Annotated in this window: 17 protein-coding genes and 1 pseudogene; 9 read left to right on the top strand and 9 right to left on the bottom strand. The window is 59.5% G+C overall.

From position 1 onward, the window contains the following. A partial coding sequence (locus tag ACIPLA_RS07170; protein ID WP_401172664.1) for an acetolactate synthase 3 large subunit occupies nt 1-1,710 on the bottom strand: 1,710 nt, incomplete at its 3' end. 400 nt (nt 1,711-2,110) lie between these two features. Here ACIPLA_RS07170 and ACIPLA_RS07165 point away from each other — a divergent pair. After that, entirely contained in the window at nt 2,111-2,533 is a 423-nt protein-coding gene (locus ACIPLA_RS07165; RefSeq protein WP_218398764.1) for a DUF4124 domain-containing protein, read from the top strand. Nucleotides 2,534-2,648: 115 nt separating this feature from the next. On the opposite strand, the gene ACIPLA_RS07160 is transcribed toward ACIPLA_RS07165, so the two are convergent. Genes ACIPLA_RS07160 through mrcB form a run of 3 tightly spaced genes read right to left on the bottom strand, consistent with a single transcriptional unit; the run spans nt 2,649 to nt 6,053 of the window. Then, nucleotides 2,649-2,984: a YqcC family protein gene (locus ACIPLA_RS07160; protein WP_218398765.1), complete on the bottom strand. Its 336-nt coding sequence runs from the start codon at nt 2,982-2,984 to the stop codon at nt 2,649-2,651. Next, a complete protein-coding gene (locus ACIPLA_RS07155) occupies nt 2,984-3,718 on the bottom strand; it encodes a M48 family metallopeptidase (protein ID WP_123497214.1) in 735 nt (244 codons plus the stop codon). Before ACIPLA_RS07155 ends, ACIPLA_RS07160 begins: the two co-directional genes overlap by 1 nt. A gap of 16 nt (nt 3,719-3,734) precedes the next feature. Then, a complete protein-coding gene (gene mrcB, locus ACIPLA_RS07150) occupies nt 3,735-6,053 on the bottom strand; it encodes a penicillin-binding protein 1B (RefSeq protein ID WP_218398766.1) in 2,319 nt (772 codons plus the stop codon). Between the two features lie 118 nt (nt 6,054-6,171). On the opposite strand from mrcB, the gene ACIPLA_RS07145 reads away from it, so the two are divergent. The 3 genes from ACIPLA_RS07145 (at nt 6,172) to ACIPLA_RS07135 (ending at nt 8,668) form a co-directional block, all read left to right on the top strand. Then, complete coding sequence (locus ACIPLA_RS07145; RefSeq protein ID WP_401172659.1) at nt 6,172-7,728, top strand: AAA family ATPase; 1,557 nt, start codon at nt 6,172-6,174, stop codon at nt 7,726-7,728. Nucleotides 7,729-7,819: 91 nt separating this feature from the next. Continuing rightward, nucleotides 7,820-8,164 carry a pentapeptide repeat-containing protein gene (locus ACIPLA_RS07140; RefSeq protein ID WP_052967693.1) on the top strand — a complete coding sequence of 115 codons (345 nt, stop codon included), beginning with the start codon at nt 7,820-7,822 and terminating at the stop codon, nt 8,162-8,164. Between the two features lie 231 nt (nt 8,165-8,395). Continuing rightward, a complete protein-coding gene (locus ACIPLA_RS07135; protein WP_007902045.1) occupies nt 8,396-8,668 on the top strand; it encodes a TfoX/Sxy family protein in 273 nt (90 codons plus the stop codon). 268 nt (nt 8,669-8,936) lie between these two features. On the opposite strand, the gene ACIPLA_RS07130 is transcribed toward ACIPLA_RS07135, so the two are convergent. From ACIPLA_RS07130 to ACIPLA_RS07120, 3 genes are read right to left on the bottom strand one after another with little or no spacing between them, the layout of a single operon-like run. Next, entirely contained in the window at nt 8,937-9,803 is an 867-nt protein-coding gene (locus ACIPLA_RS07130) for a ChaN family lipoprotein (RefSeq protein ID WP_218398768.1), read from the bottom strand. A gap of 21 nt (nt 9,804-9,824) precedes the next feature. Further along, nucleotides 9,825-10,592 (bottom strand): heme ABC transporter ATP-binding protein, encoded by a 768-nt coding sequence (locus tag ACIPLA_RS07125; protein ID WP_218398769.1) that lies wholly within the window; start codon nt 10,590-10,592, stop codon nt 9,825-9,827. Further along, complete coding sequence (locus ACIPLA_RS07120) at nt 10,592-11,575, bottom strand: iron ABC transporter permease (protein ID WP_218398908.1); 984 nt, start codon at nt 11,573-11,575, stop codon at nt 10,592-10,594. The genes ACIPLA_RS07125 and ACIPLA_RS07120 overlap by 1 nt, the downstream gene beginning before the upstream one ends. A gap of 240 nt (nt 11,576-11,815) precedes the next feature. On the opposite strand from ACIPLA_RS07120, the gene ACIPLA_RS07115 reads away from it, so the two are divergent. Continuing rightward, nucleotides 11,816-12,133 (top strand): Rieske (2Fe-2S) protein, encoded by a 318-nt coding sequence (locus tag ACIPLA_RS07115; protein ID WP_218398770.1) that lies wholly within the window; start codon nt 11,816-11,818, stop codon nt 12,131-12,133. Here ACIPLA_RS07115 and sfsA read toward each other — a convergent pair. Then, complete coding sequence (sfsA, locus tag ACIPLA_RS07110; protein WP_401172653.1) at nt 12,122-12,835, bottom strand: DNA/RNA nuclease SfsA; 714 nt, start codon at nt 12,833-12,835, stop codon at nt 12,122-12,124. The genes ACIPLA_RS07115 and sfsA overlap by 12 nt on opposite strands. Beyond that, the gene (locus tag ACIPLA_RS07105; RefSeq protein WP_052967680.1) at nt 12,835-14,007 is read right to left on the bottom strand and encodes a pyridoxal phosphate-dependent aminotransferase; all 1,173 of its coding nucleotides are present in this window, start codon (nt 14,005-14,007) and stop codon (nt 12,835-12,837) included. The genes sfsA and ACIPLA_RS07105 overlap by 1 nt, the downstream gene beginning before the upstream one ends. Nucleotides 14,008-14,341: 334 nt before the next feature. Between ACIPLA_RS07105 and dksA the strand changes: the two genes are divergently transcribed. From dksA to ACIPLA_RS07085, 4 genes and pseudogenes are all read left to right on the top strand, one after another. Beyond that, nucleotides 14,342-14,785 (top strand): RNA polymerase-binding protein DksA, encoded by a 444-nt coding sequence (gene dksA, locus ACIPLA_RS07100; protein WP_030130357.1) that lies wholly within the window; start codon nt 14,342-14,344, stop codon nt 14,783-14,785. A 200-nt stretch (nt 14,786-14,985) separates the two neighbouring features. Next, nucleotides 14,986-15,882: a tRNA glutamyl-Q(34) synthetase GluQRS gene (gene gluQRS / locus ACIPLA_RS07095; protein WP_218398909.1), complete on the top strand. Its 897-nt coding sequence runs from the start codon at nt 14,986-14,988 to the stop codon at nt 15,880-15,882. 77 nt (nt 15,883-15,959) lie between these two features. After that, entirely contained in the window at nt 15,960-16,136 is a 177-nt protein-coding gene (locus ACIPLA_RS07090; protein WP_003176118.1) for a hypothetical protein, read from the top strand. Then, a pseudogene (locus tag ACIPLA_RS07085) lies at nt 16,120-19,074 on the top strand (sensor histidine kinase); the annotation flags it as partial. The gene ACIPLA_RS07090 and the pseudogene ACIPLA_RS07085, both read left to right, overlap by 17 nt.

Here is a 19,074-nt window from a genome sequence, read left to right as displayed (position 1 = left end):
CTTGCTCAGCCACATATCGCGCATGGAGCCGTCTTTGATCTGCATCGGGTAGACGTGCTCGCTGGTGTCGACCGAAATATCGATAACCACCAGGCGATCTTTCATGGCGAACGCCTCTTCCATCTTCGACTTCAAATCTTTCGATTCGGTGATGCGCACGCCAACGTGGCCATAAGCCTCGGCCAGCTTGACGAAGTCAGGCAACGATTCCATGTAGGAGTGCGAGTGGCGGCTGCCATAACTCATGTCCTGCCACTGGCGAACCATCCCCAGTACACCGTTATTCAGAATGACGATCTTTACCGGCAAACCGTATTGCAGGCAGGTCGACAGTTCCTGAATGTTCATCTGGATGCTGCCCTCGCCCGTAACGCAGGCGACGTCGTCATCCGGGAAGCTCAGCTTGATGCCCATGGCCGCCGGAAAACCGAAGCCCATGGTGCCCAGGCCACCGGAGTTGATCCAGCGGTTTGGCTTGTTGAACGTGTAGTACTGCGCAGCGAACATTTGGTGCTGACCCACGTCGGAGGTCACAAAGGCGTCGCCCTTGGTCACTTCGCACAGGGTTTCGATCACGGACTGCGGCTTGATCACGCTGCCGTCGCCCTTGTCGTAAGGGAACAGGCCGCGGTCACCGCGCCACTCATCGACTTGCTTCCACCAGCTGGCAACGGACTCCTTGTTCGGGGTCTCGCCGATTTCCTTGAGGATCGCGACCATTTCGGTCAGGACGCTCTCGACCGGACCGACGATAGGCACGTCTGCCTTGATGGTCTTGGAGATCGAAGCCGGGTCGATGTCGATGTGAATGATCTTGGCATTCGGACAGAACTTGGCCGGGCCGTTGATCACGCGATCGTCGAAGCGCGCGCCGACTGCAAGGATGACATCGGCATGGTGCATCGCCAGGTTGGCGGTGTAGCTGCCGTGCATGCCGAGCATGCCAATGAACTGACGGTCGGTGCCAGGGTAGGCACCCAAACCCATCAGGGTATTGGTCACTGGCAGGTTGAGCATTTTCGCCAGTTCGGTCAGCGGCGCAGAGCCACCACCGAGAATAACGCCGCCGCCTGAATAAAGCACAGGACGCTTGGCCGCCAGGAGCATTTCGGCTGCCTTGCGGATTTGCCCGGAGTGACCGCGAACGGCCGGGCTGTAGGAACGCAGCTTGGCTTTTTTCGGGAAGATGTATTCGAACTTCTCGGCCGGGTTGGTCATGTCTTTCGGGATATCGACAACGACCGGACCAGGACGACCGGATTGCGCCAGGTAGAACGCTTTCTTCATGACTTCCGGGATTTCCGACGCATGCTTGATCATGAAGCTGTGCTTCACGATTGGCCGGGAGATACCGATCATGTCGGTTTCCTGGAATGCATCGGTGCCTACCATGGTGCTAGGCACCTGGCCGGAAATGATCACCATCGGAATGGAGTCCATGTAGGCCGTGGCAATACCGGTGATGGCGTTGGTTGCACCCGGGCCGGAGGTTACCAGTACCACACCGGCTTTACCGGTGGCACGGGCATAGCCGTCAGCCATATGGGTCGCAGCCTGCTCGTGACGAACCAGGATGTGGGTCACTTCCGGTTCTTTGAACAGGGCATCATAGACATGAAGAAGAGCACCACCCGGGTACCCGTAGATATATTTGACGCCTTCGTCACGCAAAAAGCGGACGAGCATCTCACCGCCAGATAAAAGCTCCACGTTGTTCACCTCTAAAACGCCAGAATACCGCCCACATACAAGAGGACGGGTCTTAATAGGTTTACTTCTCGGCAGAGCATGAGCGACGGTGGTCGCCGACTACGTCAGCACTGACTGAGCAAGTATTGGGATCGTCCCAAGTGTTGCGGGCCTTTCCCACCCAGCGCGAGGTAACGCGTTGCGGGTGTAACAGGTCGGCGCGGATGTGCGCCTCATGATCTACCGAGTGGGTCTGCTTCTGGCAGTCCCTCTACAGCGGACTTTGGATTCTTCTGTTTCGCCCATCGCAAGTCAAGCCGTCAATGTGCTTTATTCGAACTAAGCGCATGAGAACGCAAGAAAAAACCTTTAAACCGCAACTGTGTTAGCTTCGATTGCGCACCCATGACAAGGAAATGGCATGCGAACGTTCTTCTTCACCGCCGGCTTGCTGATCAGCCTGAGCCCTTTGTGCATGGCGGGTCAGATCTATAAATGGGTCGATGCCCAGGGCGTTACCCATTTCGATGCGCAACCGCCCCCAGGCCAGGAGCCCACCCTCGTGGTGACGCCCGCCCCGCCCGTCGGCAAACCGAGCGCGCCGCCGCGCAGCAACGTCGTAGGCGATCAACGGGCCATCGACAACAAAGTGAAAAAGCAGGTCGCCGAGCAGCAAGACCAGCTAAGAGTATTCTGCGAACAGGCCCGAACGAACCTGGCTCAACTGCAGAATAATCCGCGACTACGGGAGGATGTCGACGGTGAGATGCGCCGCCTGACCGACCAACAACGTCAGGAGCGCATCACCGAAGCACAGAAACAGATTGCGAAAAACTGCATGTAGGAGCTGTCGAGTGAAACGAGGCTGCGATCTTTTGATTTTGCTTTTAAGAACAAGATTAAAAGATCACAGCCTCGTTTCACTCGACAGCTCCTACGGCTCCTACAACGGATTGGAGTTAGCGGGAGGCGGTGATCAACAGGTCGAACTCTTTGAGCAAGACCTGAAGCTGCCGATCCTTACCCTGGACGTTGCGGGTGGCGAAGACCATTTCGGCCATCTCCTGGATCCCCGACGCGTTGGGTAATGGCAGGTCTTGCTCCAGGATCAACTTCATTCTTGGCAGGAAGATCCATTGCAGCCATTGCTCGAAGTCCAGCGTATCCACCGAGAACGGCTCGACGCTGGATAGCGCTTCATCGGACGGTGCAACATCGTCCCACCAGCCCTGAACGCGCAGTTCGCGCTCGATCAGCAGCAACTGCTCGGCAATCTTCGGGAAGCGTGCATCCATCACAGCGAGACCTTGGCCTTCTGACGCGCCAACGCTGCACCGGCGGAGTCACCCTGCTTCTCACGAGCCTGAGCGATCAATTCCCACAGGCTGGCCTGAAGGGCCGGACGACCATTGGCGAACGTCAAACCACGACGAGCGAATTGTTCGGCCTGTGCCGCATCGCCTTGAGCCATACGTACCTGGGCCAGACGGTAAAGCACTTGTGGCTCACGCGGCGCGACACGCTGGGCGCGCTCGAGACTGGAAGACGCACCATTAAGGTCGCCACTGGCCTGTTGCTGCTGGGCAGTGGTCAACAACGCCAGGACCGGACCGTCCAGTTGCTCATCGGCAGACAGGCCGCCGGAGCTCGCCGAAGGAATCCCGCTCGGCGTCGATGGCATGCTGTAGCTGCCCTGATTGATCGGTGCCGACTGGACCGGCGAGGTATCGATCGGGCCCGGAGTGATCGGGCCTGGGGTAATCGGCGAAGTGCTGATCGGGGCCGAGGAAACAGCGCCACCACCCGGCACCATCACGACGACGCCAGTATCACCTTGCGGGATTGCCTGAGTCTGGGCTTGTGCAGGACGTTTTACCGTCGACTGCCGGAAACCGCCATTCGCCGAAATCCGTTCGCTGTTGGAGACGGCGCTGCCGGAATCCACAACCGGGATCGAACCACGCTGTACGGTGGAGCAGCCGCTGAGCAAAGCCACGGCGGTCACTGCTGGAATCAACCACTTGTTCACTTGAAACCCTCTTTGCTTAATTCATCCAGCCCTTGACCCAATCCATCACCGATTCAGCAGGGCTTTCGCCACCGCAAGCGGGACCGGGAGGCGGTTCGCTGCCGCGAATATACGGCATCTGCACTGCGCCTGGGCAGCTGCCTTCAGAACCTTGCCCGGTGCGCGAATCGACCCAGGCCTGAACAATGTTATCCGGCTGCGGCATGTCCAGCGGCAGCGGATCGGCCTTGCGCATGAAACTGGTCCAGACCTGCAACGCACCGGTGGCACCGGTGAATGGCGTCTTGCCGTTATCATCGCGCCCCAGCCAGACCACCGCCAGCAGATCCTGACTGAAACCGGCGAACCAGCTGTCCCGCGAATCGTTACTGGTACCGGTTTTGCCGGCCAGGGTCAGGGTTTTTGGTAACACGTTGTAAACAGAACTGCCCGTACCTTCACGCATGACCCGTTGCATGGCGCTCTGGATCAGGTAAATGGACGCCGGATCGAATTGCTGCTGAATCTGGAACGGATAACGCTTGAGCGGTTCGCCCTCGGCAGTCAGCACGCTGCGAATCCCGCGCATCGGCGTATTGAACCCGCCGTTGGCCAACGTCTGGTACATGGTCGCCACTTCGATCGGGGTCATACCGCCGGCACCCAGCAACATCGACGGGAACGCCGGGAATTCCCGAGTCACACCCAGGCGCGCCAGGGTCTTCAAGACATTCGGTACGCCCACCGCCAAGCCAAGACGCGCGGTCGACAGGTTGTAGGAATGCGCCAAGCCTTGATACAGGAACACCGTACCGTGGGAACGGCGATCATAGTTCTGCGGTTTCCAGACCTGACCGTCCGCGCCTTTGACCGAGAAGTAGTCGTCCGACAGCCAACTGGTCAGCGTGTACTGGCTTGGCTTCTCGAGGGCTGTCAGATAAACCGCCGGCTTGATCAACGAGCCGATCGGTCGTACTGCGTCCAGCGCCCGGTTGAAGCCGGCAAAACTCGCCTGACGACTACCGATCATGGCCTGGACTTCGCCGGTTTCCGGGTTGGTCACGACCATGGCCGCCTCAACCTCATCGGAACCCTTGCGCCCGGACAGACGCTTGAACGTGTCATTGACCGAGGCTTCGGCCTTCATCTGCAGGATCGGGTCGAAACTGGTGAAGATCCGCAGACCTTCTTCGGTCAAGTCTTCGTCGCGGTAGTCTTCGCGCAACTGACGCTTAACCAGGTCGAGGAAGCCCGGGAAAGAGCTGTCGGCCAACTTGCCGCGAGTGGTCACACCCAGTGGCATTTTCTTCGCCGCCTCAACCTGTTCGGCGGTGGCAACGCCTTGTTCCGCCAGAACATCGAGCACCAGATTGCGCCGTTCCAGCGCCCGCTCAGGGTTGCGACGCGGGTTGTAATAGGACGGCCCCTTGACCATGCCCACCAACAAAGCGACTTGATGCAGTTTCAGCTCGGACAATGGCTGCCCGAAGAAGAACTGGCTGGCCAGGCCGAAACCGTGCACCGCGCGCTGACCATCCTGGCCGACGAACACTTCATTGAGGTAAGCCTCAAGAATTTCGCGCTTGTCGTAATGCAACTCAAGCAACAACGCCATCATGGCTTCGGTGAGCTTACGGGTCAGGCTGCGTTCGCTGGTGAGGTAGAAGTTCTTGACCAACTGTTGCGTCAGCGTACTGCCACCCTGGGTCATCTTGCCGCCCGAGGTGTTGACGTAGATGGCTCGGGCAATCGACTTCGGCGACACGCCCCAGTGGCTGTAGAAATCCCGGTCTTCTACGGCAACCAGGGTTTCGAGCAGATACGGCGGAACCTGATCGATTTTGATCAGGATGCGGTCTTCAAGGTTTTTCGGGTAAATCCCGCCAATCAGCAGCGGCTCCAGTCGCACCACAGAGAGCTTCGAACCGTTGGTCGCCGAGAGCTCGGCCACGTAATCGCCGGAGAAGCGCACGCGCACAGGCTGAGCTGTCTCCATGCCTTCATAGAACTGGAAGCCACGGGTATTCAAGTCGATGGTATTGCCATTGACCGCCGCCGCGCCAGGGCCGTTGCTGACGGCTTCGCGTCGGTAGCCCAAGGCATCGAGCTCGGTGAGGAAGTCTTCCTTGCTCAGCTTTTGGCCAGTGAACAGCTCAAGCGGGCGCGCGTACACCTTGGCCGGGATGGTCCAGCGCTTGCCGGAGAACTTCTCCTGGACCACAGCGTCGAGATAAACCGCGAACCCGGCAAGCACCACAAGGCCGACCAGGCTGAGTTTAAGGGCCCAGCCCAGCCAGGGGCGCATGCCCTTGGAAGGTGGTTTTTTGGGGGTGCGGGGGGATCGAGTACGAGTCATGGCGGCGGATTATACGCACTTTATTCATCCTCAACAGAAGCCCGCTGAGGTTTGCGTCGGGCAGACTTGCGGCCATAATGGCGGCCTTGAATTTTTCCCAGACTCTGAAGGATCGCCTGTGAGCCAGTCCCTGATCGCTGCCCTGCAAAACCCGGCCCTCTACCCGCATCCCGTAGAAGGGTTTCAGGTCATCGAAACCCATATTTCGTGGGTGCTGCTCACCGGCCCCTACGCTTATAAAGTGAAGAAGCCAGTGAATTTCGGCTTCCTCGACTTCACCAGCCTCGAGGCTCGCGAGCATTTCTGTGCTGAAGAGCTGCGCCTGAACCAGCGCCTGACCCATGATTTGTATCTGGAAGTGTTGCCGATCACTGGCAGCGCCGAGACGCCACAACTGGGTGGCGATGGCCCGGTTGTCGATTACGCCCTGAAAATGCGTCAGTTCCCACAAAGCCAATTGCTCAGCACCTTGCAAGCCAACGGCGAATTGACCACCACGCACATCGACGAGATGGCCGCGCAGATCGCTCAATTCCACCTCAGCGCGCCGAAAGTGCCTGCCGAACACGAAGCCGGCACGCCGGAGAGCGTGATGGCGCCGGTACGGCAGAACTTCGAACAGATTCGCCCGTTCCTCAGCGACAAGGCCGATCTGCTGCAACTCGAGGCGCTGCAAGCCTGGGCCGAAAGCAGCTTCGAACGCCTCAAGCCGCTATTAGCCCAGCGCAAGGCCGACGGTTTCATTCGTGAATGCCACGGTGACATTCACTTGGGCAACGCTACCGTGATCGACGGCAAAGTGGTGATCTTCGACTGCATCGAGTTCAACGAACCGTTCCGCTTCACCGACGTTTACGCCGACACCGGCTTCCTGGCCATGGACCTGGAAGACCGCGGCCTGAAAAGCCTGGCGCGCCGTTTCATCAGCCAATACCTGGAGCTGACCGGCGACTATCAGGGCCTTGAGCTGCTGAACTTCTATAAAGCCTACCGCGCACTGGTTCGCGCCAAGGTCAGCCTGTTCAGCATGCCGGCCGAGGCCGATCCGGTGCAGCGCGCCACCACCCTGCGTCAGTACCGCAACTACGCCAATCTGGCGGAAAGCTACAGCACCATTCCTTCACGTTTCCTGGCGATTACCCACGGTGTTTCCGCTGTCGGTAAAAGCCACGTGGCCATGCGCCTGGTGGAAGCCCTCGGCGCCATTCGCCTGCGTTCCGACGTCGAGCGCAAGCGTATGTTCGGCGAGCAAACCGTACCGAACGACCCGCAGGCCGGCATCTATAGTGCTGACGCCAGCGCCGCCACCTACAGCCGTCTGCATGAAATCGCCGGTGTCATTTTGCATGCCGGTTTCCCGGTGGTGGTCGATGCCACCTACCTCAAGCGCGACCAACGCGACGGCGCGGCAAAAATCGCCGAAGCCACGGGCGCGCCGTTCCTCATCCTCGACTGCGACGCACCGCAAGCGGTAATCGAGAGCTGGCTGAAACAACGTCAGGCAGACAATAACGATCCGTCCGACGCCAATCTGGCCGTTATCGCCGCCCAGCAAGCCAGCCGCGAAGCCCTGACGCCAGCAGAAATTCTCTGCAGCAAACGCGTCCAGACCAATGAAAGTGGCACGCTCGATACCGTCGTTGCGCAGATCCGCCAACGTCTGCCAGGCCTGTAAGAAACTATTTCAACCGTGAAGCCCTCACCGGCTTCACGGCTGTCAAATAGTGGCACTATACTGGCGCCATAAAACCATCAGGTGATGCGACATGAGCCAGCCGAAACTTCTCGACACCCCGCTTTATGCCTTGCTGCACAAAGACGACATCACAGGCTTCAACAACGAACGCCCGAAAGACGGACCTATCGACATGGTCGGTGGCGATTTCCGCGGTCTCGATCTACGTGAACTGAACGCCGACGGCGTCGACTTCACCGATGCCTATTTCCGCTCCGCCGACTTGCGCGGCATCGACTTTCGCAACTCATCCCTGGAAGGCGCTAGCCTGGCTCACGCGCAGATCTCCGGCGCCTACTTTCCGCCAGAGCTGAGTGCCGATGAGATTCTGATGTCGATGAATTTCGGTACGCGACTGCGTTATCGCACCCGCTAAAAGCGACGTTCTACCAAGTCCGGCGCCCCTGCCTTGCGCTGGACTTGTACTTTTTTACCCCCCGAAACTCACACCTTCCGACCGCACTCGCAGCCTTTTCCCGCCACTTCCAGAGCCCGCGTCTTAGAAGCTTTTGCGTCGAAACCGACCAAACAATCACGCTTTTCCTACTGATGGCTACACTGCTGAGAGGCTCGCCCACGCACCGTTCGGCTGTCGCAAGGAGGCTTGATGAATGATGAACTGCAACACCTGAAGAATCTTGGCAAGACGTCGGCGCAATGGCTGCATGCCGTGGGCATCCACAGTGCATCGGACTTGCGTCGGCTGGGAGCTGTGGATGCTTATCGGGCCGTGCGCACGCGCGGTTTTCGGGCTTCCAAGGTGTTGTTGTATGCGATCGAAGGCGCACTGATGGATGTTCACTGGAACGACATTCCCGCCGAACGCAAGGAAGCTTTGAACAAACAACTGGACGCCATCTCGTCACGCCACAAGATTTGAACGGGTAATTACGCTTACGCACACAGCCTGAAGAGCAATGATTGCAAGGCCTTCACCAAGGGAACTGGTGAGATCCACAGAAATTGAAAATCAGCGGTTGACTTGGTAATGAGAATCGCTATGATTATCACAACTGGTCGCGAGACTGGTCGATATTCTGAAAAGCCCTTGGTTCGGACTCTCAGATTATCTCCTCATCAGGCTAATCACGGTTATTTGACCCGGCTCTTGCCGGGTCTTTTTTTGCCTGTGGAAAACTCGCCAGGTTTTACTGCCCTGACTGCTTGCCGAACTGTTTACGCATTTGCGCGCAGTAATCCTGCGGTGGCGTGGCGGGCGTATACCAAACGTAATCGGCCATGGCCGGCGTGACCTCAGCACCCTGCTCCGCCAGCATCAATACCATCGGCGCTTCTGGCTCACCCAGATCCAGCACATGGATCGGCACCCCCACATCCTTACGCGCGTGGTACGCGCCGGCAAACAGCAGTGAAGGCGTTGGTGCGGCCAGTAATCGCCCGGCCATCCGCCGATCACGCTGCTGCTGGACGGCAAGCATCGCGGGCATTTGCGATGTGGGCAGCAAGCCGCAGTGGGAATCGCTGATTTGTGCCAGCAACTCATCCTTGACCACCGGCGCGTTAGAGAGCGAACCGCTCAATGCCGGGGGTTTGGCATAGAAAGTACGGACTTCAAGCGTATCCAGATTGGCCGCCAGCAACGGGTACGGCTGAGTCAGGGCAAAACCAACGATCGGCCCATACAGATTCCAGTCCCAACCCGGTTGCCAAGCCAACGCATTGGGCAAGTCAGCGGGTAGCGATGAAGAGTGCTTAACATGATCGACGCGCCCTTGTTGATCCGGCGTGAGCATTTCCAGCAGTAGACTGCCTTGGGGCCGCCGCTCACCCAGCGCCTGTAATAACCACAATTGCAGTTGATGGTGATCACGATTGTCATGCTGCTCGCCGACGATCAACCGCGAAGGCTTGGCCAACCGTGCAAGCAGTTCCTGCGCTGTCAGTGTTTGCCCGCTGCGCAGGTCCCGGATCTCGCCGCTGACGGGTGGCGGCACCACCGGCACATGCTGACAGGCACTCAGTAACAGCACAGCCAGGATCACCATCACACGCATGTTCTCACCTCAATGAAATGCTTAGCGGGCGATGATCAGCGGATGCCCACGCTCCGGGTGCGGCTGCACCAGTACTTCCAGCCCGAACACGGCCTTGAGCGGTTCCGGGCGCAATACCTGCTCCGGCGTATCCAGCGCCACGGGACGCCCACCCTCGAGCAGTAATAGACGATCACAATAGCGTGCCGCCAGGTTCAGATCATGCAGGATCACCAGCACCGCGGCACCACGATTGGCGAACTCGCGCACCGCTTGCAGAGTGGTGTGTTGGTGCAGCGGGTCGAGCATCGACGTCGGTTCGTCGAGCAACAACGTTTGCCCCGCCTCCCCCGGCCACAGCTGCGCCAGGACGCGTGCCAGGTGCACCCGCTGACGCTCACCACCGGACAATGCCAGATAACTACGACCACTCAGGTGCTGCGCATCGGCCGCGTGTAGTGCGGCGGCGACGATCTCGTCATCTCGGACCCGGCCGGTTTGATAAGGCAAACGCCCCATGCCGACCACTTCTTCGACGCGAAAGGCAAAGTCCAGGGTCGACACCTGCGGCAACACCGCCAAACGCTGGGCTCGCTGCGCCCGGGCCCAATGACTCAACTCGCGCTCGTCGAGCCAGACACTACCGTGGTCCGCCTGCAATTCGCCGCACAGGGCGCCGAGCAAAGTGCTTTTACCGGCACCGTTGGGGCCCAGCACACCGAGGACTTCGCCCGGTTTGAGCTCAAGGGTAATGTCCGTGAGAACAATCTTTCGACCGCGCCGGATTTGCAGGTTTTGCGTTCGCAACATCAGGCACGCCCTCTGAGCAGAAGATACAGAAAGAACGGTGCGCCGATGAAGGCTGTGACGATCCCGATCGGCAACTCGGCCGGCGCCAAGGCCAGTCGTGCTACCAGATCGGCAAACAATAAGAGACTGGCCCCCGCCAATACCGACGCCGGCAACAACACCCGATGATCAGGGCCGGCCAACAACCGCACCAGATGCGGCACCACCAGGCCGACAAACCCGATCATCCCCGCTGCCGCGACCGCCGCGCCGACACCCAGCGCCGTGCAGAACACCAGTTCGCGCTTAAGCCTTTCGACATCAATACCCAGGTGACCGGCCTCTGACTCCCCCAGCAACAATGCATTCAAAGCCTTGGCCCGACGCGGCAGCCACAGCGCCACACCGGTGCTCACTAGCAACAACGGCCAAAGTCGCGAATAACTGGCGCCGTTAAGGCTGCCCAGGTTCCAGAACGTCAAGGTGCGCAGGGTCGCGTCATCCGCCAGATAGGTGAATAACCCTACCGCTGAACCGGCCAGGGCAGTCAATGCAATACCGGCCAGCAGCATGGTGGCGACGTTGGTCTGGCCATTGCGTCGCCCCAGTCGATAGACCAGCGCCGTTACACCCAGCCCACCGAGAAACGCGCACACCGATAACAGATAAGGCCCGAAGGATTCCTGCAGACCGCCGAACACCGAGCCGCCGACAATCGCGATGGCTGCGCCCAATGCCGCGCCGCTGGAGACTCCCACCAATCCCGGATCGGCCAAAGGGTTGCGAAACAGGCCCTGCATCGCCACGCCGGACAGCGCCAAAACGCCGCCCACCGCCAAGCCCAGCAAGGTTCGCGGCAAGCGAATCCGCCCGAGGATCAGTTCGGCCTGCTCCAACCCGTCAGGCGCGATGGGTAAACCCATCAGCCGCAACGCCGCGCGTAACGTGTCGAACAACGGCAAACTCACCGGACCCAACGCCAGCGACAACCAGATCGCCAGCAAACACAGCAGGCTCAGGCCAACGAATAATGCACGGGGTTTAACCAGAACGGTCATTGGCCGGTCGCACTCAGGCGCATAAACAGCTTCCTTGAAAAATTTTGCCGGGCATCGAGAGAACAGGCCAAGTATCCTCGGCATCCGGCAATCGCCCTGGGGGTGAGCGGCCATTTGATATTTGCTTGCATTTGAACGTCAAGCTTGGACATATCCGCTCACGAGCTGCGGGACTTGAGGATAGACATGAAGCTTCTTTGCACAGGCGTCGAATTGGCTGACGCCAGCAGTCGCGGTTTCGACGTTGATGGTCAAAAGCTCTTCGCCGTGCGCCGGGCCGGCCGGGTGTATGTGTATGAAAATCGCTGCCCGCACCGGGGCGTCGGACTGGAATGGAAACCCGACCAGTTTCTCGACCCCAGCAACAGCCTGATCCAGTGCGCCACCCATGGCGCACTGTTTCTGATCGAAGACGGCGAATGCGTCGCCGGCCCGTGCGCCGGGCAATCCCTGACCACCATCCCCTGTCGCGAAGACGAGCAAGGGATCTGGCTAACCGTTTAACAGCACCTCCAGGCGCCGATCGACCACCATCTCTTGATGGGTCAAGTGCACGCCATACGCCAGCACTTCGACCCCGCACGCCACCGCTTCGCGTAACGCAGCCGCGTAGGCCGAATCGATTTCTTCAGCAGGACGCACGGCGTCGACGCCGGTCAGGTTCACGCAATACAACTGCACGGCACGAATCCCGTCCCGGGCCAAATGCGCCAACTCCCGCAAATGCTTGGCCCCGCGCTGGGTCACTGCGTCAGGAAATGCCGCCACCAACGAGCCATCGAAGCCCAGGGTGACGCTTTTGACTTCTACATAGGCTGGCCCGCTCGGGTAGTCGAGACGGAAATCGATGCGGCTGCTCTCCTGACCGTAGGCCACTTCGCGCTTCAATTCGGTAAAGCCGTTCAGCTCGGTGATGACATTGGCCCGCAACGCCTCCTCAATCAAACCGTTGGCGCGCCCGGTGTTTACGCAGAACAACCGCCCCTGCGGGGTTTCGCCGACTTCCCAGGTGCCGGGCAATTTACGCTTGGGGTCGTTGGAACGACTGAACCAGACCTGCCCGCCTTCGACTTGGCAATTAAGCATCGAACCGGTGTTAGGGCAGTGAATGGTCAGCAACTCGCCGCTAACGGTTTCGATATCAGCGAGAAAACGTTTGTAGCGACGAATCAAGCGACCTTCTTCGAGGGGAGGATGAAAACGCATCAGCCTTGCCAGCTCCGCAAACCACGAGCGATCCGCTCAACCGCTTCCTGCAAACGTGGAAGACTTTGGGTGTAGGCAAACCGCACATGATGCCCGGCCTGATAACGACCGAAGTCCAGGCCCGGCGTAATCGCGACGTGCTCGGTTTCGAGGAAATGTCGGCAGAACGCGAAGGCATCGCCGCCGAACTTGCTGATATCGGCGTACAAGTAAAATGCACCCTCCGGCTCCACAGCGATACCGAAGCCCAATTCCCTCAGGGCTGGCAGCAGGAAATCACGACGTCGGCCGAACTCGGCGCGGCGCTCCTCGAAAATTTGAATAGTGGCGGGTTCGAAGCAAGCCAATGCGGCGTGCTGGGCCATGCTCGGCGCGCTGATGTAGAGGTTCTGGGCAAGCTTCTCCAGTTCACCGACCGCCGCTTCTGGCGCGACCAGCCAACCGAGACGCCAGCCGGTCATGCCAAAATACTTGGAAAAACTATTGAGGACGAAGGCGCTGTCATCGACTTCCAGCACACTGGCCGCATCCGTGCCGTAAGTCAGGCCATGGTAGATCTCGTCGACCACCAAATGGCCGTGGCGGGCCTTGATCGCTGCAGAGAGCCCGGCCAATTCGTCGCGGGTCAGGATGGTCCCGGTCGGGTTGGCCGGCGATGCCACCAGAGCGCCGACGCTGTCGTGATCCCAGTGGCGCGCCACCAGGTCCGGGGTCAGCTGATAACGCACGTCCGGGCCGACCGGCACCAGTTGCGCCGCGCCTTCCACCAACCGCAGGAAGTGCCGGTTGCACGGGTAACCCGGGTCTGCCAGCAGCCAGTGTTTACCTGGGTCCACCAGCAAGGCGCTGGCCAACAGCAACGCGCCTGAACCGCCGGGCGTGATGAGAATTCGTTGCGGATCGATGTTCAGCCCGTAACGTTGCTGATAAAAGCCCGAAATGGCTTCACGCAGCTCAGGAATGCCGCGGGCAGCGGTGTAACGGGTCTTCCCCGCCGTCAGTGCGGCCTGGCCGGCCTGGATGATCGGCTCGGCGGTGGTGAAGTCCGGCTCGCCGATTTCCAGGTGAATCACGTCGTGCCCGGCTGCTTGCAACTCGTTGGCCCGCGCCAGCAGGGCCATGACGTGAAACGGTTCGATAGCGCGACTGCGCGCACTGTAGGACAGAGCCATTAGCCTTCCTTACAACGGGGAAAAGAATCGATTCTACCCAAGCGCAGGAACGAGCGAGAACCTAAAGCGGTCAGAGCCCATATAACGCTGGTCTCAAACGGTTCAAGCGTATGCTCCAGGTTTGACTAAAATCAATAATTGATCAGGTCTCCAGAGCCACCAGGCAAGGCTTTGCAATCTTTTGCAAGCGCCACGGGCCGCGGGCTCGACATCCGGGAGTAGCGCGGTCCGATTTGATCTGGTAAGTTCGCCCGCTTGCAGCCGCAGGGCCGGCAGGTGTCGGTGATGGAGCAATCCTGCGCAATGGATTACAAGAGTAGAGGCGGTCCATTTCATGCCCACCCAAGCAAAGCAACAGCAGAACCAGTCGATCAGCGGCTTCGAACCCTACAAAGAAGTGAAGGGCGAAGAGTACATGGGCAAGCCCATGCGCGCTCACTTCACCAAGATCCTGAACAAGTGGAAACAGGACTTGATGCAGGAAGTCGACCGTACTGTTGATCACATGAAAGACGAAGCGGCCAACTTCCCTGATCCGGCAGACCGTGCCAGCCAGGAAGAGGAATTCAGCCTCGAATTGCGCGCCCGCGACCGCGAGCGCAAGCTGATCAAGAAAATCGACAAAACACTGCAATTGATCGAAGACGAAGAATACGGCTGGTGCGAGTCCTGCGGCGTCGAAATCGGCGTCAAGCGACTGGAAGCCCGCCCTACCGCCGACATGTGCGTTGACTGCAAGACCCTGGCGGAAATCAAGGAAAAGCAAGTCGGCAAGTAATCTTGGCGACTTGAACGAAGAACGGAGCGTGCGAACGCTCCGTTTTTTTGTTTCTGACATTTGCTGCGTCTTTAAAATCGCCTTCGCGAGCAAGCTTCGCTCCTACAAAGGCTAGAGCAATCTTCTGTAGGAGCTGAGCTTGCTCGCGAAGGCGGCTTCAAGCCATGCTCAAAACGATTGAACAGCCTGACATCGCCCTTATGACCGCCATCGCCTCCCCCGCCTACATCGGGCGTTTCGCCCCTACACCAAGCGGGCATCTGCACTTCGGTTCGCTGGTCGCAGCACTGGCCTCCTACCTCGACGCCCGTTCGGTCGGCGGCCGCTGGTTGGTGCGCATGGAAGATCTCGATCCGCCACGGGAAGAGCCCGGTGCTCAGGCAGCGATTCTCAAGGCGCTGGAAAGCTACGGGTTCGAGTGGGACGGCGACATGGTCCGACAGAGTGACCGGCACGCTGCCTATGACGAAGTCATCAATCGCCTGTTAAATCAGGGCCTGGCCTACGCTTGCACCTGCTCGCGCAAGCAACTGGAGCCATATCACGGCATCTATCCCGGGTTCTGCCGCAACGCAGGGCACGGCACCGAGAACGCCGCGATCCGCCTGCGTGTACCGGAACTGGAATACCACTTCATCGACCGGGTGCAGGGCGAGTTCCGTCAACATCTGGGGCGGGAGGTGGGTGATTTCGTGATCCGCCGCCGCGATGGGCTCTACGCCTATCAACTGGCAGTGGTGCTGGACGACGCCTGGCAAGGCATCACCGATATCGTGCGCGGCGCCGATCTGCTGGATTCCACGCCGCGCCAGCTCTATCTGCAAGAACTGCTGGGCCTGCCGCAGCCGCGCTACCTGCACATCCCGCTGATTACCCAGCCGGACGGCCACAAACTCGGCAAATCCTATCGATCACCGCCGCTGACCGAAGATCAGGCCACGCCGCTGTTACTGCGCGCATTGCGGGCGCTGGGGCACAAACCTGCGACCGAACTGAATGACGCCACGCCACGGCAAGTGCTGAACTGGGGGATTACCCACTGGGATGCATCGCTGATCCCGCGCACACTGACGTTGCCTGAAGCGCAACTGCAGTGATGCCACTTGCAGTGGCGCGCCCATCCGTTACCATCGCCGCACGTTTTCGGGCACGCGCATAAAAAAGAGAGGCCGGGATGTACATCTATCGCTTGGTCCTGCTCCTGGTAGTGGGGATTTATCTGTTCTCCCCGGCCATCATGGATTGGTGGATCGACGCCACGGGCGCCTGGTATCGCCCTTATTTGCTCTGGCTGATTCTGATTGTCGTGACCTTCATCCTGCAGAGCCAAAAAGATGCCGATGAGCTTTAGCCTGACCCAGATGATCCTGATCAGCGCCGCGTACCTGGCGGTGCTGTTCGGCGTGGCCTGGATCAGCGAACGGGGGATGATCCCCCGGGCGATCATTCGCCACCCGCTGACGTACACCCTGTCGCTGGGCGTCTACGCCAGTGCCTGGGCGTTTTACGGCACGGTGGGCCTGGCCTATCAGTACGGCTACGGTTTTCTGTCCAGCTACCTCGGGGTTTCCGGAGCGTTTCTGCTGGCGCCGGTGCTTCTGTACCCGATCCTGAAAATCACCCGCACTTATCAACTCTCGTCCCTGGCCGACTTGTTCGCGTTTCGTTTCCGCAGCACCTGGGCCGGCGCACTGACGACAATTTTCATGCTGATCGGCGTCCTGCCGTTGCTGGCGCTGCAGATTCAGGCGGTGGCCGACTCCATCAGCATTCTCACCCGCGAGCCGGTGCAGCATCGCGTGGCCCTGAGCTTCTGCGCACTGATTACGCTGTTCACGATTTTCTTCGGCTCACGCCACATCGCTACCCGCGAGAAACATGAAGGCCTGGTGTTCGCGATTGCCTTCGAATCGGTGATCAAACTGATCGCGATTGGCGGCGTCGGTCTGTATGCGCTGTATGGCGTGTTTGATGGACCGCAACAGCTGGAACTGTGGCTGCTGCAAAACCAGACCGCCCTCGCCGCCCTGCACACACCATTGCAGGAAGGCCCGTGGCGCACGCTGCTGCTGGTGTTCTTCGCCTCGGCGATCGTGATGCCGCACATGTACCACATGACCTTTACCGAAAACCTCAACCCGCGCTCGCTGGTCAGTGCGAGCTGGGGTTTACCGCTGTTTCTGCTGTTGATGAGCCTCGCGGTGCCGCTGATTCTCTGGGCCGGCCTGAAACTCGGCGCCACGACCAATCCGGAATACTTCACCCTGGGCATCGGCATCGCCGCCAACAACAAAGCCCTGGCGCTATTGGCCTATGTCGGCGGATTGTCAGCGGCCAGCGGTTTGATCATCGTCACCACGCTGGCGCTCTCCGGGATGGCGCTGAACCATCTGGTGCTGCCGCTCTATCAGCCGCCGGCCGAAGGCAATATCTACCGTTGGCTGAAATGGACCCGCCGGGCGCTGATCGTCGCGATCATCATGGCCGGTTACGGTTTTTACCTGATGCTGGGGGCCGAGCAGGACCTGGCCAACCTCGGCATCGTCGCCTTCGTCGCCACGTTGCAGTTCCTGCCGGGGGTGTTGTCGGTGCTGTACTGGCCGACCGCCAACCGCCGCGGCTTCATCGCAGGCCTGTTGGCGGGGATTCTGGTATGGCTGGTGACCATGCTGCTGCCGCTGGTCGGCAATCTGCAGGGTTTCTACATTCCACTGCTTAACATGATTTACGTGCTGGACGACACCAGTTGGCACATGGCGGCAATCGCCTCGCTGGCTGCCAACGTGCTGATGTTCACGCTGATCTCGTTGTTCACCAACGCCAGCCCCGAAGAGGCCAGCGCCGCCGAAGCCTGCGCGGTGGACAACGTTCGTCGCCCGCAACGCCGCGAACTGCACGCGGCCTCGCCTCAGGAGTTTGCCACGCAGCTTGCAAAACCATTGGGCGCCAAGGCAGCGCAGAAAGAAGTCGAGCAGGCGCTGCGTGACCTTTATCTGCCGTTCGATGAGCGCCGTCCATACGCCTTGCGCCGTTTGCGTGACCGTATCGAAGCCAACCTCTCGGGCCTGATGGGGCCAAGCGTGGCGCAGGACATGGTCGAAACCTTCCTGCCCTACAAGGCTGGCGGCGAAAACTACGTCACCGAAGACATCCACTTCATCGAAAGCCGTCTTGAGGACTACCACTCGCGCCTCACCGGTCTTGCCGCCGAACTCGATGCCCTGCGCCGCTACCACCGCCAGACCTTGCAGGAATTGCCGATGGGCGTGTGCTCGCTGGCCAAGGATCAGGAAATCCTCATGTGGAACAAAGCCATGGAGGAGCTGACCGGGATTGCCGCGCAGCGTGTGGTCGGTTCGCGCCTTAGCACCATTGGCGATCCGTGGAGAGAACTGCTGCAAGGCTTCATCAATCTGCCGGACGAGCATTTGCACAAACAGCACCTGGCCCTCGACGGTCAGACGCGCTGGCTGAACCTGCACAAAGCGGCGATTGATGAACCGCTGGCGCCGGGTAACAGTGGCCTGGTGCTGCTGGTGGAAGATTTGACCGAAACCCAGATGCTCGAAGACAAACTGGTGCACTCCGAGCGTCTGGCCAGCATCGGTCGACTGGCGGCCGGCGTGGCCCATGAAATCGGCAACCCGATCACCGGCATTGCCTGTCTCGCGCAGAACTTGCGCGAAGAGCGTGAGGACGACACCGAACTCACGGAAATCAGCGGGCAGATCCTCGAGCAGACCAAACGCGTGTCACGCATCGTTCAGTCGCTGATGAGCTTCGCCCACGCCGGCAGTTATCAGCACAGTGACGAGCCCGTCTGTCTGGCGGAAGTGGCCCAGGATGCCATCGGCCTGCTGGCCTTGAACCGGCGCAATTTCGAAGTACAGTTCTACAACCTGTGCGATCCCGACCATTGGGTCGAAGGCGACCCGCAGCGGCTCGCCCAGGTATTGATCAACCTGCTCTCAAATGCCCGCGACGCCTCGCCTCCGGGCAGTGCGGTGCGAGTCAAAAGCGAAGCCGGCGAACACACGGTCGATCTGATCGTCGAAGACGAAGGCAGTGGTATTCCCTCGAGCATCATGGACCGACTGTTCGAACCTTTCTTCACCACCAAGGACCCTGGCGAAGGCACCGGTCTGGCCTTGCACTGGTCTATTCCATCGTTGAAGAGCATTATGGACAAATCACCATCGACAGCCCGGCTGATGTTCATAGATATCTAGTGAGTCGTTTAGGGTTATATTTTTCGTGTTATTTTGTATCGAGGTGGTCTGTGTATTTTT

This window comes from Pseudomonas sp. NPDC086112, from assembly GCF_044746425.1.
Lineage (GTDB): Bacteria > Pseudomonadota > Gammaproteobacteria > Pseudomonadales > Pseudomonadaceae > Aquipseudomonas.
Note: the sequence above shows the minus strand (reverse complement) of the source record. Positions and strands in the feature narration are given on the sequence as shown.

Coding starts and splice junctions, on each gene's coding strand:
- ACIPLA_RS07165 (WP_218398764.1), top strand. CDS start 2,111: ATGCGAACGTTCTTCTTCACCGCCGGCTTGCTGATCAGCCTGAGCCCT.
- ACIPLA_RS07160 (WP_218398765.1), bottom strand. CDS start 2,984: ATGGATGCACGCTTCCCGAAGATTGCCGAGCAGTTGCTGCTGATCGAG.
- mrcB (WP_218398766.1), bottom strand. CDS start 6,053: ATGACTCGTACTCGATCCCCCCGCACCCCCAAAAAACCACCTTCCAAG.
- ACIPLA_RS07140 (WP_052967693.1), top strand. CDS start 7,820: ATGAGCCAGCCGAAACTTCTCGACACCCCGCTTTATGCCTTGCTGCAC.
- ACIPLA_RS07135 (WP_007902045.1), top strand. CDS start 8,396: ATGAATGATGAACTGCAACACCTGAAGAATCTTGGCAAGACGTCGGCG.
- ACIPLA_RS07130 (WP_218398768.1), bottom strand. CDS start 9,803: ATGCGTGTGATGGTGATCCTGGCTGTGCTGTTACTGAGTGCCTGTCAG.
- ACIPLA_RS07125 (WP_218398769.1), bottom strand. CDS start 10,592: ATGTTGCGAACGCAAAACCTGCAAATCCGGCGCGGTCGAAAGATTGTT.
- ACIPLA_RS07115 (WP_218398770.1), top strand. CDS start 11,816: ATGAAGCTTCTTTGCACAGGCGTCGAATTGGCTGACGCCAGCAGTCGC.
- sfsA (WP_401172653.1), bottom strand. CDS start 12,835: ATGCGTTTTCATCCTCCCCTCGAAGAAGGTCGCTTGATTCGTCGCTAC.
- ACIPLA_RS07105 (WP_052967680.1), bottom strand. CDS start 14,007: ATGGCTCTGTCCTACAGTGCGCGCAGTCGCGCTATCGAACCGTTTCAC.
- dksA (WP_030130357.1), top strand. CDS start 14,342: ATGCCCACCCAAGCAAAGCAACAGCAGAACCAGTCGATCAGCGGCTTC.
- gluQRS (WP_218398909.1), top strand. CDS start 14,986: ATGACCGCCATCGCCTCCCCCGCCTACATCGGGCGTTTCGCCCCTACA.
- ACIPLA_RS07090 (WP_003176118.1), top strand. CDS start 15,960: ATGTACATCTATCGCTTGGTCCTGCTCCTGGTAGTGGGGATTTATCTG.